Annotated in this window: 11 protein-coding genes; 5 read left to right on the top strand and 6 right to left on the bottom strand. The window is 73.5% G+C overall.

From position 1 onward, the window contains the following. Positions 1-140 precede the first annotated feature (140 nt). The 3 genes from ACFZDK_RS11805 to ACFZDK_RS11795 all read left to right on the top strand — a co-directional run bounded on the left by ACFZDK_RS11805 (position 141) and on the right by ACFZDK_RS11795 (position 5,175). On the top strand, positions 141-2,207 hold the full coding sequence (locus tag ACFZDK_RS11805) for a DUF4157 domain-containing protein (protein ID WP_390971867.1): 2,067 nt from the start codon (positions 141-143) through the stop codon (positions 2,205-2,207). An 89-nt stretch (positions 2,208-2,296) separates the two neighbouring features. Next, positions 2,297-3,736, top strand: a complete 1,440-nt coding sequence (locus ACFZDK_RS11800; protein ID WP_390971866.1) for a hydrolase — start codon at positions 2,297-2,299, stop codon at positions 3,734-3,736. Beyond that, on the top strand, positions 3,733-5,175 hold the full coding sequence (locus tag ACFZDK_RS11795) for an RICIN domain-containing protein (protein ID WP_390971865.1): 1,443 nt from the start codon (positions 3,733-3,735) through the stop codon (positions 5,173-5,175). Before ACFZDK_RS11800 ends, ACFZDK_RS11795 begins: the two co-directional genes overlap by 4 nt. Here ACFZDK_RS11795 and ACFZDK_RS11790 read toward each other — a convergent pair whose 3' ends face one another. The 3 genes from ACFZDK_RS11790 to ACFZDK_RS11780 all read right to left on the bottom strand — a co-directional run bounded on the left by ACFZDK_RS11790 (position 5,176) and on the right by ACFZDK_RS11780 (position 8,517). After that, entirely contained in the window at positions 5,176-7,134 is a 1,959-nt protein-coding gene (locus tag ACFZDK_RS11790) for an AAA family ATPase (RefSeq protein ID WP_390971863.1), read from the bottom strand. It abuts the gene before it with no gap. Beyond that, positions 7,131-7,790: a Pvc16 family protein gene (locus tag ACFZDK_RS11785; protein ID WP_390971862.1), complete on the bottom strand. Its 660-nt coding sequence runs from the start codon at positions 7,788-7,790 to the stop codon at positions 7,131-7,133. The genes ACFZDK_RS11790 and ACFZDK_RS11785 overlap by 4 nt, the downstream gene beginning before the upstream one ends. A gap of 124 nt (positions 7,791-7,914) precedes the next feature. Continuing rightward, positions 7,915-8,517 carry a LuxR C-terminal-related transcriptional regulator gene (locus tag ACFZDK_RS11780; RefSeq protein ID WP_390971861.1) on the bottom strand — a complete coding sequence of 201 codons (603 nt, stop codon included), beginning with the start codon at positions 8,515-8,517 and terminating at the stop codon, positions 7,915-7,917. A 488-nt stretch (positions 8,518-9,005) separates the two neighbouring features. Here ACFZDK_RS11780 and ACFZDK_RS11775 point away from each other — a divergent pair, with 488 nt between their 5' ends. Further along, the gene (locus ACFZDK_RS11775) at positions 9,006-11,729 is read left to right on the top strand and encodes a LuxR C-terminal-related transcriptional regulator (RefSeq protein WP_390971860.1); all 2,724 of its coding nucleotides are present in this window, start codon (positions 9,006-9,008) and stop codon (positions 11,727-11,729) included. A 21-nt stretch (positions 11,730-11,750) separates the two neighbouring features. On the opposite strand, the gene ACFZDK_RS11770 is transcribed toward ACFZDK_RS11775, so the two are convergent. After that, a complete protein-coding gene (locus tag ACFZDK_RS11770; RefSeq protein WP_390971859.1) occupies positions 11,751-12,986 on the bottom strand; it encodes an amidohydrolase in 1,236 nt (411 codons plus the stop codon). Positions 12,987-13,135: 149 nt separating this feature from the next. On the opposite strand from ACFZDK_RS11770, the gene ACFZDK_RS11765 reads away from it, so the two are divergent. Next, positions 13,136-13,357 carry an Rv0909 family putative TA system antitoxin gene (locus ACFZDK_RS11765; RefSeq protein WP_390971858.1) on the top strand — a complete coding sequence of 74 codons (222 nt, stop codon included), beginning with the start codon at positions 13,136-13,138 and terminating at the stop codon, positions 13,355-13,357. Positions 13,358-13,369: 12 nt separating this feature from the next. Here the strand turns inward: ACFZDK_RS11765 and ACFZDK_RS11760 are convergent, their stop codons facing one another. Together ACFZDK_RS11760 and ACFZDK_RS11755 are read right to left on the bottom strand one after the other, a co-directional pair. Further along, entirely contained in the window at positions 13,370-14,308 is a 939-nt protein-coding gene (locus tag ACFZDK_RS11760; RefSeq protein ID WP_390971857.1) for an MIP family channel protein, read from the bottom strand. 128 nt (positions 14,309-14,436) lie between these two features. Next, positions 14,437-15,102: an SDR family NAD(P)-dependent oxidoreductase gene (locus ACFZDK_RS11755; protein ID WP_390971856.1), complete on the bottom strand. Its 666-nt coding sequence runs from the start codon at positions 15,100-15,102 to the stop codon at positions 14,437-14,439. Between the last annotated feature and the right edge of the window lie 85 nt (positions 15,103-15,187).

Raw genomic sequence — 15,187 nt, 5'->3', positions numbered from 1 at the left:
CTCCTTGCCCTCAAGGGCAGTTCACCGGACCTCGCTGCCCCACCGCACGATCGCGTTGCCCCTTGGGCTGCCCCTGCGGTCCTCCCGGTCCCGGGATCGGGGCGGTAAGGCTGGACCGGCCCGACGTGAGGGGAAGCAGCGTGCGCGAACAGCAGTCCGAGGAACGGCAGGACCGCGGCCGGCGGCAGAGCCCGAGTGTCCCGCCGCCCGTCGGCACCACCGCACAGCGGATGCTGGCCCTCCAGCGCCGGGCGGGCAACGCGGCCGTGGCCCGTGCCGTCGAGGAGGAGCGGCACGAGCACGACGCCGGCTGCGGGCACGCCCCGCAGGACACCCCGGTCCAGCGCAGGGCGGTGCTGGGGGTGCTGGGCACGCCGGGACGTCCGGTCGACCCGGCGATCCGGTCCAAGGCCGAGCAGGGCATGGGCACCGACTTCAGCGACGTCGTCATGCACACCGGTCCCGAGGCGGAACGTTCGGCGGCCGAGTTCGGGGCCCGCGCGTACACCTCAGGCCGGCACATCGTGGTCGGGGCGGGCGGCGCGGACGAGCACACCATGCTGCACGAGCTGGCGCATGCCTGGCAGCAGCAGAAGGGCCCGGTGGAGGGCACCGACACCGGCGCCGGGGTGCGGCTCTCCGACCCGAGCGACCGGCACGAGCAGGAGGCCGACTCCATCGCCCACCGGATCCGGAGCGGCGGCTCGGTGGCCGCGCCCACGGCCGCGCAGAGCCCGGCGGCGGCACCGGCCTCGGGGGCCGTCCCGGTGGCCCGGATGCCGCGGGGCGGCAACGGCAGCAGTGGGGGCGGGGGTGGCGGCAGCGGCGGGAGCCGGATGCACCCGGCCGACGCGGGCCAGCTCTTCGAGATTCTCGTCAACGGCCGTCAGGAGGTCGGCCGGTACGTCCGGGTCCGGTCCAACGGCCGGGAGGTCTTCGACACCGAGCGCTTCGGCCGGGTGGAGATCCGGCCCTCCAACGTCCTCGGGCCGCGTGCCCGGGTGGGCGGTATCCATCCGCCGGGCCACCGGCGTCCGGCCGAGGAGAACCTCGCCGACCGCAGCCAGGTCTACCTGTCCGAGGCCGACGGGTCGGCGGCCCGCGCGCGGCTGCGCAGGGACCCCCGCGCGGCGGACGACATCGCCATCACGACGTTCGAGCCCGAACCCGAGCAGGACTACGAGACCTACGACCGCAACCGGGAGGACCTGCGCCGGCTCGGCGTGCCGGTCCTCAACGACATGGACCTGAGCCGGGAGGAGTCGGCGCAGCGGCTGCGGCACGTCGGCCCGGAAGCCAACCTGCACTTCCAGATGCCGCGCGTGCCCCGCGGCACCCGCGGCTACTCCACCCAGCAGCTGGTCCGCGACACCAACCGGCTGCCCGAGCGCATGGGCCGCGACGACGTGTCGGTGAGCATCACGACACCGCGTCCGGACCAGTACGCGCGCCCGGGCGTGCACAACAGCTTCTACGGCCTGGAGAACCGCAACGCCGTCCCGCCCGGCATGCGGGTCGTCCGGGCGGGCCGCGACCCCGACGAGAACCTGGAGGAGTACGGCTACCAGCACCGGATCTCCGGGAAGAACAAGAGCGCCGACGTGGCCGGGCGCCGCAAGACGTACTACATGGAGTCCGACCGGCGCAGCAACAGCCCCGAGGACCGCGAGGACCCGAGGGACTACCGGGAGCGCGAGGAGGCGGAGCAGCGGCGCGCCCGCAGCCGCAGCCGCAGGCGCCGGACCAGCGAGTACGACGACTCCCGGGGCCGTAGCCGCAGCCGGGCGACCCGCGCCGACACCGAGGTGTACGACGACGAGGAGCGGTACGCGGCGCCGACCCCCCGCGAGCGCAGCCGCAGTCGCAGCCGCAGCGTGCGGCGGGCCGAGCGCGGGCGGAGCCGGCCTCCCGTCGCCCTGAGCCAGGCCGACCTCGACGCCTACGTCGAGTACGGCGGCGGGGACTACGAGGAGGAGCAGGCGTCCCGCTCGCGCAGGGCCCGCAGCCAGAGCCGCGCGGCACGCCACCGCAGTCGCAGCCGGTACGCGGCGGAGCGCAACTACGCGGCGCCGTCCTCCCAGTTCGACGAGCCGGTGACCAGTCAGCAGGTGTACGACGAGGACTACGACACGGACTACACCCGGGTCCGGCCGCGGGCCTCCCGCCGGCGCCGGACCGTGATCCTCGACTCCGACGACGAACGCTGAACCCGGGGGCAACACGGGCGCGGGTCGGGGCAACCCGGCCTGCCCCGTGGGCTCCTGACCGCTCGCCGCGGGTCCCCTAGCGTCGTGCCGTGAGCCTGTGGACTTCCCTGGAACCCGCCTCCGCGACCGTCGACCCGGGCGCTTCGACACGCGTACGCCTGCGGCTGCGCAACACCGGAGACGTCGTCGACGAATACCGCTTCGAACCGGTGGGCGCCCTCGCTCCCTGGACGACGATCGAGCCCCAGACGCTCCGGCTCTACCCGGGGACCACCGGCACGGTGGAGCTGACCTTCGCCCCGCCCCGCACCCCCGACGCGACGGCCGGACCCAACCCCTACGCCGTCCGCATCACCCCCACCGAGCACCCCGAGGCCGTCACGGTCCCCGAGGGCAACCTCACCATCACCCCCTTCACGGAGATGCGCGCGGAACTGGTTCCGCCCACCGTCAAGGGCCGGTTCCGGGGCCGCCCCAAGCTGGCGATCGACAACCTCGGCAACACCAAGCTCACGGCGTCGGTGAGCGGCAGCGACAACGGCGACCAGCTCGCCTACGACCTGCACCCCAGCAACGTCCAGATCGAACCGGGCCGGGCCGCCTTCGTCGACGCCACCCTGAAGCCCCGGAAGATCATCTGGTTCGGGCCGAAGGAACAGCGGCCGTACCAGCTCACCGTCCAGCGCGCGGGCGTCAATCCACAGCCTGTGGACGGCACCTACGTCCAGCGCGGGTTCCTGCCCCGCTGGCTGGCCACCCTCTTCGGCACCCTGATGGCCCTCGCCATCACCTTCGCGCTGATCTGGATCGCCTACAAACCGCAGGTCAAGAGCCAGGCGACGGAGGTCCAGGAGGCCGGGGTGAGCAGCCTCGCGCCCAGCCCGACCGCGACCCCGCCCCCGCCGCCGGCCCCCAGCGAGACGCCCTCGACCGCGCCCGCCGACACCGGGAACAGCGGTGGCGACGGCGGCGGGGGCGGGGGAGGCGGCGGGGGCGCGACGGCCACCGTGACCGCGAAGCCCAAGCAGGACACGGCCGCGACCGCCGTGAACCGGCTCGCCGCCGACGACCCGGCCGGGCGGCACATCTGCTACCGCTCCTACGTCCAGGGCACCGGCTGGCAGAAGCCCGTCTGCGACGGCACCATGTCCGGCACCGTCGGCAAGAACCTGCCGATCAAGGCCGTCAACCTCGCGGTGTACGGCGTCCAGGGCTCCGCCGGGAACTGGTTCCACTACGACCCGAATTCGACCAACGGCCAGGGCGCGTGGAACCCGAACTGGACGGCGATCATCGCCGACGGCAAGGACAACTACATCGGCAGCACCAAGGCGTCCGACCCCTACATCGAGGGTTTCGCCTTCAACGTCGGCAGCGGCCACGGCTGCAACTACGCGAAGGTCCGCGACCACGACTGGGGCGACCAGTGGTGCAGGGGTTCCCGCAGTGACAACAACGACCTCGACTTCGTCGGCACCCTCGACAACACGCTCTGGCTGGAGGCCTTCAAGCTGACGGTGACGCCGTGACCCTGTGGACCTCGCTCGAACCCGCCTCCGCGACCGTCGACCCGGGGTCCTCGACCCGGGTACGGCTGCGGCTGCGCAACACCGGGGACGTCGTCGACGAGTACCGCTTCGAACCGGTGGGCGCCCTCGCTCCCTGGACGACGATCGAGCCCCAGGCCCTGCGCCTCTACCCAGGGACGACGGGGACGGTCGAGCTGACCTTCGCCCCGCCCCGCACCCCCGACGCGACGGCCGGACCCAACCCCTACGCCGTCCGCATCACCCCCACCGAGCACCCCGAGGCCGTCACCGTCCCCGAGGGCAACCTCACCATCACGCCCTTCACGGAGGTCCGGGCCGAGCTGGTCCCGCCGACGGTCAAGGGCCGGTTCCGGGGCCGCCCGCAGCTGGCGATCGACAACCTGGGCAACACCAAGCTGACCGCCTCCGTCAGCGGCAGCGACAACGGCGACCAGCTCGCCTACGACCTGCATCCCAGCAACGTCCAGATCGAGCCCGGCCGCGCCGCCTTCGTCATGGCCACGCTCAAGCCCCGGAAGATCATCTGGTTCGGGCCGAAGGAACAGCGGCCGTACCAGCTCACCGTCCAGCGCGCGGGCGTCAATCCACAGCCTGTGGACGGCACCTACGTCCAGCGCGGATTCCTGCCCCGCTGGCTGGCCACCCTCTTCGGCACCCTGATGGCCCTCGCCATCACCTTCGCCCTGATCTGGTTCGCCTACAAACCACCGGTCAAGAGCCAGGCCCAGGAGGTCCAGGCGGCGGGCGTGAGCTCGCTCGCCCCCAGCCCCACGGCCAGCGCACCGCTGGCGGCGGCGCCGGCCCCCTCGCAGTCGCCGGTGCAGCAGCAGCCGGAGAACGACGGCGACGCGACACCGGACACGCAGTCGGGCGGGGGCGGCGGCCAGGCCCAGCCGTCCCCCGAGGCGACCAGGAAGAAGACCCCGAAACCGGTGGTGCCGGCGTACGGCGTGCTGCTGCGCAACGCGACCACCAAGAAGTGCGCGGACATCCCCGGCTACGACAAGGGGAGCAGCAACGGCCCGGTGCGGGAGTACACCTGCGACGAGACCAGCGCCGACAACCAGCTGTGGAACCTGGAGGTGCGGTACGCGAAGGGCGGTCCCGGTTCGGCCGCGCTCTTCCAGATCCGCAACGTCAAGGACCAGTTGTGCATGGACCTGCCCGACTACGGCTCGGCCAGGCTGTCCGCGCCGATCACCGAGTACAAGTGCGACGGCACCAAGGCCGACAACCAGCTGTGGTGGATCGACAAGCAGCCCAGCGGCGACTACTGGATCCGCAACTTCGCCAGCAACAACCTCTGCCTGGACGTCGCCGGGTTCAGCACCGGCGGCAACGACACGAACCTGACCCTGTACTACTGCTCGAACGACGACGACCAGGAGTGGAAGATCGTGAAGCCGTCGGGCGACTGATCACCAGACGCCCGGCACCAGGCGCCCGGCCTTGCGGTACTCGCGCCGGGCGCCTTCCAGCAGGTCCGCCGCGGTGACCGGCCCGCCGCGCCCGGCGGCGAGATAGGCGGCCGTCACCACCGCGCTCCGGATCGAACCGCCCGCGAGCTCGAACTCGGCGGCCAGCGCCCCCAGTTCGACGCCCTCCTCGCTCGGCACGTGCGCCAGCCCGTGCCGCCACAGCGCCAGCCGCTGCTCCTGGTCCGGGAACGGGAAGTCGATCACCAGGTCGAGACGGCGGGTGAAGGCCTCGTCGATGTTGGCGCGCAGGTTGGTGGTGAGCAGCGCGATGCCGTCGAAGGCCTCCAGGCGCTGCAGGAGGTAGGCCGACTCCAGGTTGGCGTACCGGTCGTGGGCGTCCTTGACCTCGGACCGCTTGCCGAAGACGGCGTCGGCCTCGTCGAAGAGCAGCACGGCGTCGGTGCGGTCGGCCTCGGTGAAGATGCGTTCCAGGTTCTTCTCGGTCTCGCCGACGTACTTGTCGACGACGGAGGACAACTGGACCACGTACAGGTCCAGTCCCAGCTCGGCGGCGACCACCTCCGCCGACAGGGTCTTGCCGGTGCCCGACTCGCCGGCGAACAGGCCCAGCACCCCGCGGCCCCGGCCGCCGCCCGCGCTCAGCCGCCAGTCGCCGAGGACGCGGTCGCGGTGGCGGGCGCGCAGCGCGAGTTCCCGGAGCTCGGTGAGCGGGCGTTCGGGCAGCACCAGGTCGCGCCAGTCGACAGCGGGCCGGATCCGGCGGGCGTGCTGTTCGAGCCCGGAGGCCGACTGCTGGCGGGCGGCCAGCCGCAGATGCGCGGCGGCCAGCGGGGTCCCGTCGAATGCGGCGAGGTCCCGCGCGGCCCGGACGGCGCGCACCAGCCGGTCGCCGCCGAGGTGGTACGGGGCGACGGTCGCCGCGAGGTCGAAACCGGGGTCGCCGGGCAGTGCGGCGGCCCAGGCGTCCACGGCGGCGGCGCGCCGGGCGGGCACCTCCAGGACGAGCGGGTCACGGTGGTCGCACCACTGGGGGTCGTACGGGTGCGGGGTCGTGACCAGCACGGTGACATCCCCGGCGGCCGCGTCCAGCGCCCGTACGAGGTCGCCCGGTTTCGGCCGGTCGACGAGCACGGCCCGACCGCTCAGCCGGGCCTCCCGCAGCAGCTCCGGGATCTGCTCCTCGGGACCGGTGTAGTGCCAGGCCGCCAGGCCCGCGCGCCGCAGCGCGGCCGTCGCGGAGCCGAGCCCGGCCCCCTCCCGCCGCTCCCGCAGATAGCCGAAGAGCGGGCCCCGGCCGAGCCGCGCGCCCAGCCGCGCCACGAACTCCTCGTCGACGGCCTCCCCGTCGTACGACGCCGCCCGCAGCCGGCCCGTGAGCGCCGGATCCGGGGTGTCGTCGCCCAGGAGGTGGGCCAGGACCCGGTCGGGGACGCGCAACGAGCGGCTGAGGAAGGGGCGTTCGGGTTCCTCGACGGTGAGCAGGCCGAGCGCGGTGAGCGGGGCGGTGGGGTGGAAGCGGGCGCGGGCCTCGGCGAGGTGGGCGGGGAGGCCGTACAGGTCGAGGGCGAGGCCGACGGTGGCGCGGCGGCGGCCGACGTCGTCGTTGAGGTAGCCGTACAGCGGCTCGAAGGAGCGGTCGAGGTCGGGGGCGAGCGCGATCAGCAGGACGGCGGTGTCGAGGGGGGTGAGCCGGAGGCGGACGGCGAGGTCGGCGAGCCGATCGGGAAAGTCCCCTTCCAGAGCGGGGAGTTCGGCCGGGACCGCCGGGCGCAGCAGATGCTGTACCGCTTCCGCCGACAGATAGAGGCCGCGCAGCGGATCGGTGGCGGTCGGGTCGTCGGCGGAGCGGTGGGCGACCAGGGCCGCGGTCCGCTCGCGCAGTTCGGAGAGCCGGGCAAGCAGCGGTGCGGCCGTCTCCACGGAGACGTCGAGGGTCACGCCCGGGTCCCCCGGACCGCCTTGGCCTCCTCGATCTGCCCGGCCCGGTGGGCCCGCTCCTCCAGCACCGGTGCGGTCTCCTCCAGTCCGGCGCGGACGCGGACGGCGGCGCCCTCGGTGACGGGCGGTCCGGCGTCGTACTCCGGGTAGGCCGGGAAGGGCGCCGTGATGACCACGTCCAGGGAGGGCTTGAGCTCACCGCCGAGCGCCGACCAGATCTCGGCGAGGGAGCGGGCCTCGGACTGGATCCCGGCGCAGGAGAGGGGGATCGTCAGCCCCAACGCGCCCAGCGAACCCGGCAGTTCGGAGGGATGGATCAGCTCTCTCGGGATCAGGGTCGCCAGCACGGCGCTGATCAGCCGGTGTTCGTCCTCCGGCCGCTTCGTCCAGGCCGTCACCAGGTACGACAGCCGGAACCAGCGGGGCGGCTGGCGGCGCTTGACGACGACGTCCCGCTCGTCCCGGACGTCGATGTGGCCGCGCTGCCGCCGGGCCACGTCCTCGCGGATGTCGTACAGATAGCTGTTGATCACCGGGCCGTTGCGGCGGGCCGCCCAGTCCCGGGTCGGGGCGTCGAAGGAGACCTCGATGCCGGCGCCGGCCAGCGCACCGCCGGTCAGCAGGTTCCGCAGCACCTGGTCCACCTCGTGGATCACGCCGAACTCACCGCTCCCCGCTCACCTGTCGCCCAGCCTCCATCCTGCCGCCCACCGCGGGCGCCCCGCAGGCACCACCGGGCAGACCCCGCTGCCCCCGAACCGGTGTCCGGTGCCCGTTCGGTCAGATGTAGCCTTCCCGGAGGGCATGGGCCACGGCGTGGGCCCGGTTGCGCAGATGCAGCCGGGTCGTCAGCCCGTGCATGACGTTCTTGACGGTGCGCTCGGAGTAGGACAGCTTGCTGGCGATCTCACCGGTGTCGAGCCCCTCGGCGACCAGCCGCAGTACGTCCACCTCACGGGCGGACAGCCCGGAGGCCGGCGCGCCCGGGCGGCCCGCCGCGTTACGGTGCAGGGTGCCGACCTGGTTGATGAGCCGGCCGAGCAGGTCGGCGGGCAGGTCCCCGTCACCCCGCGCGGCCGCGAGCACGGCCTGCACGATGCGGTGCTCGGTGGCCTCCTGGCGCCATACGATGGCACCGACCCCGCACTCGATCACATCGAGCAACTCGGTCTCGCGCAACGCCCCGACCACGAGCACGGCGCGCGCACCCTCACTGCGCACGACCCTGCGCAGCCGGGTCAGCTCCGGCTCGTCGAGGCTGTCGCTGATCAGCAGCGCGACGGTGCCGGGCCCGGTCTCGGACTCCTCCCGCAACTCGACCTCCGGGTGGCGCCGCAGCTGGCTCAGCGCGCCTTCGCGGGAGATCGGGTCGGGTGCGTACACGGTGACGGGCGTGCGCCCGCCCGATACGACTGAGCTGTGGCTGAGCAACCGCTTCCCCTATGTCCACGTGCCGGCCACCCCTGAGGGAACGGTGACAGGCGGGAGTACCTCAGCCTGCTGTGCCCGATGGGGCAGCGACAATCGTGGAGCACCACGAGAACGACCACGAGATGTTGGGGCGCCGGGTGGGGGTGGCGGGGGTTGTGGGGCCGGTGCGGCCGCGTCGTGGCTGGTCGCGCAGTTCCCCGCGCCCCTTTCGGGGCACGGCGAGTGGACCCACCTTCTTGGGGGCGCGGGGAACTGCGCGAACGGCCCCCACCGGCCCGCGGCCGCCCCACAACCTCAGGCACCCCTCCCACATCCACATCCCGTACCAAATATGACGCCCCGGCAACAAACCACACCCCCGCCCCCACCACCCCACAACCTCTCCCGCCCTCACCACCTCTAACCCCCCGAACCCACACGCGCACCGCGAGGAGCCAGGAATGACCCATCCGTCCCCTGAACTCGCCGACGCCATGCACCTGTTGGCGGCGGAAGCCGACCGCACGCGGACCGGCGGCGGCCGGCTCGTGCTGCTGCGGGGCGCCACCGGAACCGGCCGCACCACGGTCCTGGAGGCCGCCGCCGAGCACGCGGCCGCCCTCGGGCTGAGAGCCCTGCGTGCCCGCTGCTCCCCCGCCGACACCGCCATCTCCTTCGCCACGGTGCTGCAACTCCTCGGACGGGTACCGGAGTTCGCCGACCTCGCCGTGGACGGCGACGAGCGGGCCACCGCCGCCGGACTCTGGCGGGTGCTGCGCTCCTACGCCGAGGACTCCCCGCTGCTCGTCGCCGTCGACGACGTCCACCTCGCCGACGCCCCCTCGCACCGCTGGCTCGTGGAGTCCGCCCGGCACATCGACCGCTTACCGATCCTGCTCCTGGTCAGCGAGCGCAGCCAGTACGACCTGGCCCCGCCCACCCCCGGCTTCGCCCACTCCCTCCCCCCGGCCCTGGTCCGCACCCACACCCTCGCCCCCCTCACCCCCGAGGCCGCGGCGGGCCGGGTGCGCGAGGCCTTCCCCCGTGCGGACCGGGCCTGGGTCGGCGCCTGTGTCAGCGCCGCCGCCGGCAGCCCGTTGCTGCTGCGCGCCCTCCTCGACGACCTCGACGACACCCGGCACCCGCAGGTCCCCACCGCCACGGCCGCCCTCTACCCCGGCGCGTACCCGGCCGCCGTCCAGTGGTGGCTGGACAGCGCCGGCCCGGCCACCACCGAGGTGGCCCGCGCGCTCGCCGTCCTGGAGGAGGACACCGCCGGCGGTCTGCCGGAGCAGGACATCACCCCGCTCCTCGCCGAACTGGCCGACGCCGACCCCACCCGGGTGGCCGGCTGGCTCACCGCCATGACCAACCTCGGCCTGCTCACCCCGGGTCCCGACGGCCGCCCGCACTACTCGCACCCGCTGCTGCGCGACGCGATCCTCTCCGGCGTCCCCGGCTCCCGCCGCCGCGCCGCGCACCGGGCGATCGCCGAGGCGCTGCTGCACCAGGACGCCCCCGCCGAGACCGTGGCCCGCCAACTGCTCTCCACCGGACCGGTGGAGGCCCCCTGGGCCCCGCCCCTGCTGAAGGACGCGGCCACCCTCGCCCTCTACGAGGGCCGCCAGGAGGACGCCGTCGCCTATCTGCGCCGCGCCCTGGAGGAACCCCTCCCCGACGAGCGCCGGCAGCAGCTGCTGACCGAGCTGGGTTCGCTGGAGTACGCGGCGCCCCGCTCCACCGCCGCGATCCCCCGGCTCGCCGAGGCGGTCCGGCTGCCCGCCGCCCCGCAGGACCGGGTGCGCGCGGCCGTCGCCCTCGGCACCGCGCTGACCGGCCGGGGCCGCACCCGCAAGGCCGTCGAGGTGCTGCGCTGGGTGGACGGCGAACTGGACGGCCACCCCGACCTGGTGCGCACCCTGCACACCGCCTCGGTCCTCCTCTCCGACCAGGACCAGGAGATACGGCAGGAGCTCTATCAGCGGCTGTCCGAGACCGCCGACCGCTCCCCGGAGCTGGTCGGCACGGCCGGCCAGGCCCTGCTCGTGCGGCACGCGGCCGGCGCGGGCCTCACCTCCGCCCGGGACGCCATGCGGCGGCTGCGCACCCTGCTCGCCGAGCCCTCCGACCCGCTCACCGAGCCGTTCCTGGTCGGTACCGCGGCCACGGTCGCCCAGTGGGCCGACGAACTCGACGAGGCCGACCTGCTGGTGGACCGCGGCCTGGCCGGGCAGCGCCCCGACCTGCTGCACCCCATGCACCAGGCCCTGATCAACAACCGTACGGACATCGCGGCGGCCCGCGCCGACTACGCGCACCTGGCGGACGCGCCCGAGGCGGTCGCGCCGACCAACGTCCACGCGCACACCCTGATCGCGCTGGTGGAGACGGGCCGTACCGCGCAGGCCGAGCGGCTGGTCGCCGGGATCGACCTGGGGGAGGCGCCGGACTCCTGGGAGCTGAACCGGTTCCTGTACGCGCGGGGCGTGGTGCGGGCCGCCGCCGGTGATCCGGCCGCGGCGCTGCACGACTTCCTGGAGTGCGGCCGCCGGCAGTCGGCCCGGGAAGTGGTCAGCCCGGTGGTCACCCCGTGGCGTACGGCCGCCGCCGAGTGCCGGCTGGCCCTCGGCCGTCCGCTGGAGGCCATCGCCCTGGCCGAGGAGGAGCTGCGGCTGGCCCGGGTCTGGGGCACCCCGCGCACGGTGGGCCGGGCGCTGCGGGTGCTCGGCGCGGCGACCGTCGGCCGCCGCGGCCTGGAACTCGCCGAGCAGGCGGTGGCGTTGCTGCGGGACGCCCCCGCCGCCGGTGCCGAGCCCACGGAGGCCCTGATCGCGCTCGGCCGCCGGCTGATCGCCGCCGGCGAGGCCGCCCGGGCCCGGGACTGTCTGCGCGAGGCCGCCGAGCAGGCCGAACGGCTGGGCGCCGTACGGCTGGTGGAGCTGGCCGAGCGGACGCTGCGCAAGGGCGGCGCCCGCTCCCCCCGGCGCCGTACCGGTGCCGCCTCCCTCACCGGCAGCGAGCGGCGGATCGCCGAACTCGCCGCCGAGGGCCGCACGAACGGGGAGATCGCCGCCCTGCTCCATCTGGCCCGGCGCACCGTGGAGACCCATCTCACCCACACCTACAAGAAGCTGGGCATACGGCGGCGGGCGGATCTGCGCCCGGCCCTGGAGCAGGGCGCCTAGCTCCCGTACGGGCCGCCGGGGTCAGGGGGCCAGCCAGCGGCCGGCGGCGGCCAGCAGGGCCCGTACGCCCGTCTCGATCGTCGGCTCCGGGACGGGGGCGAAGTGCGGGGAGTGGTTGGAGGGGATCTGCGGCGGGATGCCGTCGCGGATCAGGGCCTCCAGGTCGACGCCCTCGTAGAGCTTGTGGTCGGCGCCGCCGACGAACCAGAAGACCGAGGGCGCCCCCAGGGCCGTACCGAAGGCGCCGAAGTCCTCGCTGTTGGGGACCGGTGAGGTCAGCTCGAAGGTGAGGCCCGGGAACTCGCCGTCCAGGGCGGCCTGGACGGAGCCGGTCGCGCCGGGGTCGTTGTGGGTGACCGGGAAGGAGTCGATGACGGCGATCTCCGGTTCCCTCGGCGCGGCGGAGGCGGCGGCCTCGGCCCGGACGATCCGCTCGATCGCGGCAAGGACCCGCTCCCGTACGACCACGGTGGTGGACCGCACGTTGAGCTTCAGCTCGACGGTGTCCGGGATGATGTTCTCCTTGGTCCCGCCGTGGATCGAACCGACCGTGACGACGGCCTGCTGGTTCGCGCCCACCTCGCGGGAGACGATCGTCTGCAGCCGCAGCACCACGGCCGCCGCCAGCACCACCGGGTCGACGGTCGCCTCCGGCGTGGAGCCGTGTCCGCCCCGCCCGAACAGCGTGACCCGCAGGCTGTCCGCGCCCGCCATCAGCGCCCCCGCCCGGGTCCCGACCAGCCCCGCCGGAGCGGCCGCCACATGCTGGGCCAGGCACACGTCCGGCCGCGGGAACCGCTCGGCGAACCCGTCCGCGACCATCTTCGGCGCCCCGCCGACCTCCTCGGCCGGCTGGAACACCGCCACCACCGTCCCCCGCCAGCCGTCCCGCACGGCGGCCAGCTGCCCGGTCGCCCCGAGCAGCCACGCCACATGCATGTCGTGCCCGCACGCGTGCATCACCCCGTCGTTCTTCGACGCGTACGGCAGCCCGGTCTCCTCGGTGACCGGCAGCGCGTCCATGTCGGCCCGCAGCAGGACGACCGGCCCGTCCCCGTTGGCCAGCACCCCGACCACCCCGGTGCCGCCGACACCCTCGGTGACCTCCCAGCCCTGCTCCCGCAGCCGCCCCGCGACGACGGACGCGGTCCGCTCCTCCTGGAAGGACAGCTCCGGATGCGCGTGCAGATCCTCGTAGAGCGCCCGCAGTTCGGGAAGCTTCCCGCTCAGGCCGGTCAGGAGGGGGCTGCTGCTCATGGCGTGTCTCCAGGGGTGGGTGGCTTGCCTGCCCGTCGAGTCTCCACCCTCGCCCACCGCGGGAAACGCCCGGGCGCTCCTTTCACGCCCCGCCCGGTACCCCGGACGCCGTCTTGTCACGACCCGCCCGCCCTGGGGACGATTCCGGCATGTTCGATGGAATGGACGAGCTGAAGAACCTGGCGGACAAGGCCAAGGACCTCGCCGAGGAACACGGTGACGTCATCGAGACCGGTCTGGAGAAGGCCGGCGAGCTGGCCGACGAGCGGACCGACGGCAAGTACACCGAGCAGATCGACACGGGGGTGACCAAGGCGCAGCAGCTCGTGGAGCGCCTTGGCCGGCAGGCGGAGCCGCCGAAGGAGACGTGACCCTCGCAGCTGTCACTTCTCGTCCGTCTCGGGGCGGGTGCGCCCGGGCTCCGGCAACTCGCCCCGCTGGAGCCGGGCGTGCAGGATGTCGCCGATGAACAGGTCGTAGATCAGCACGCCGATGACACCGCCGATCAGCGGGCCGACGATGGGGATCCACCAGTAGCCGCTGAACCACGCCCCGTCGCCGGGGAACGCGTAGCTCTTCCACCCGGCGAACCAGGTGAGCAGCCGCGGTCCGAAGTCGCGGGCGGGGTTGATGGCGTAGCCGGCGTTCGCGCCGTAGGACATGCCGATCGCGGCGACGACGAAGCCGACGACGACCGGTCCCAGGTTGGCCTGCACGGCCGTGTTGCGCAGGTCGACGACGGCCACGATGAACATGACCAGGAAGGCCGTGCCGACGATCTGGTCGATCAGCGGCCCCCAGGTCCCGCCGTGGAAGTAGGGCGCCGGGAAGGTGGCGAAGATGGAGAAGGTGGCCTCCGTGTGCCCGCCGACCTTGGGTGGCTTGGAGGCGGCGTCGAACGCGTTGATCGCGTCGTGGTAGACGAGGTAGACCAGGGCGGCCCCGGCCAGGGCGCCGAGCACCTGGGACACCCAGAAGGGCACCACCTTCACCCAGGGGAACTTGCGGCGGACGGCGAACGCCAGCGTCACCGCCGGGTTCAGATGGGCGCCGCTGACCCCTCCGGCCACATAGACGCCGAAGGTCACGGCCATGGCCCAGCCCCAGGTGATCAGGAGCCAGTCGCCGGCGGCGAGGAAGATCGTCGTGGGCGTCTCCGCGCGCCCGGACCCGGGCAGCGCCGCGACGGCCATCGCCACGACACCACACCCGAACGAAATGAGGACGAACGTCCCCAGGAACTCTGCCAGGCACTCCCCGAGGAGCCCTCCACGGCTTCTGAGCTTGGAGGGCTTGAGGAGAGGAGAAATTTCCACAGCCATCTCTGGCCCCCTTAGCCATCCCTGGCTCCCAGTGAGGAGCAATCAGGCCGAACACCATATTGACCTAAAAATGATGTTCGCGCAGATCGACAGGAAATAGGAAGTCAGGAGGCCTTTGTGGCGTTCGGTCACCCCTCCAGGTCGTCGGCGTAATGCCGGAACCCGTGCCGGTCCCGGTGCATCTCCCAGAGCGTGTCGGCGAGCACGGCGGGGTCCTTGCGGGCGTGCCCGGCCACGATCGCACCCGGGATCACCAGCTGCGCCACATGGATCCCCTCCCCGGCGAGCCGGTCGTGCAGCAGATGCCCGTAGGCGCTCTCGGCGGCGAAGGCGATGGAGGTCCCGGCCCGGTCGGGATGGGGGATGACGGCGGTGCCGCCGTTCACGAACAGCACGGTCCCGCGGCCCAGCTCGCGCATCCCGGGCAGCACCTGCTGCACCGCGGCGACCGGCCCGTACACGGAGAACTCGACCGGCCCGAGCAGATCCGCGTGGGTGGTCTCCAGCACGGGAAGCATGAAATCCCGCTGCGGCACCGGGCTGTACTGCAGGATCTCGACGGTCCCGAGCTCCTCGGCGGCCCGCGCCAGCGCCCCCGCGAGGGCCAGCGGGTCCCGTACGTCGGCGGCGAACCCGCGCGCGGAGACGCCGAGGCCGGACAGCTCACGGGCGAGGGCGTCCAGCCGCTGCCCGTCCCGGGCGACGAGCGCGACCTCGTACCCCTCCCGCCCGAACCGCCGGGCGACGGCGGCCCCCAGCCCGGGTCCGGCCCCCACGATGGCGATACTGCTCACGGTGTGACTCCTGACGGCTGAGGCGGCGGGGTGCGCACCTGGATGCGTCCGGGTGCATCTGTGCGCATCCGGGTGCACCTAGGTC

This window comes from Streptomyces sp. NPDC007901 (assembly GCF_042959465.1).
GTDB lineage: Bacteria > Actinomycetota > Actinomycetes > Streptomycetales > Streptomycetaceae > Streptomyces.
This window is presented reverse-complemented; position numbering and strand designations above follow the sequence as displayed.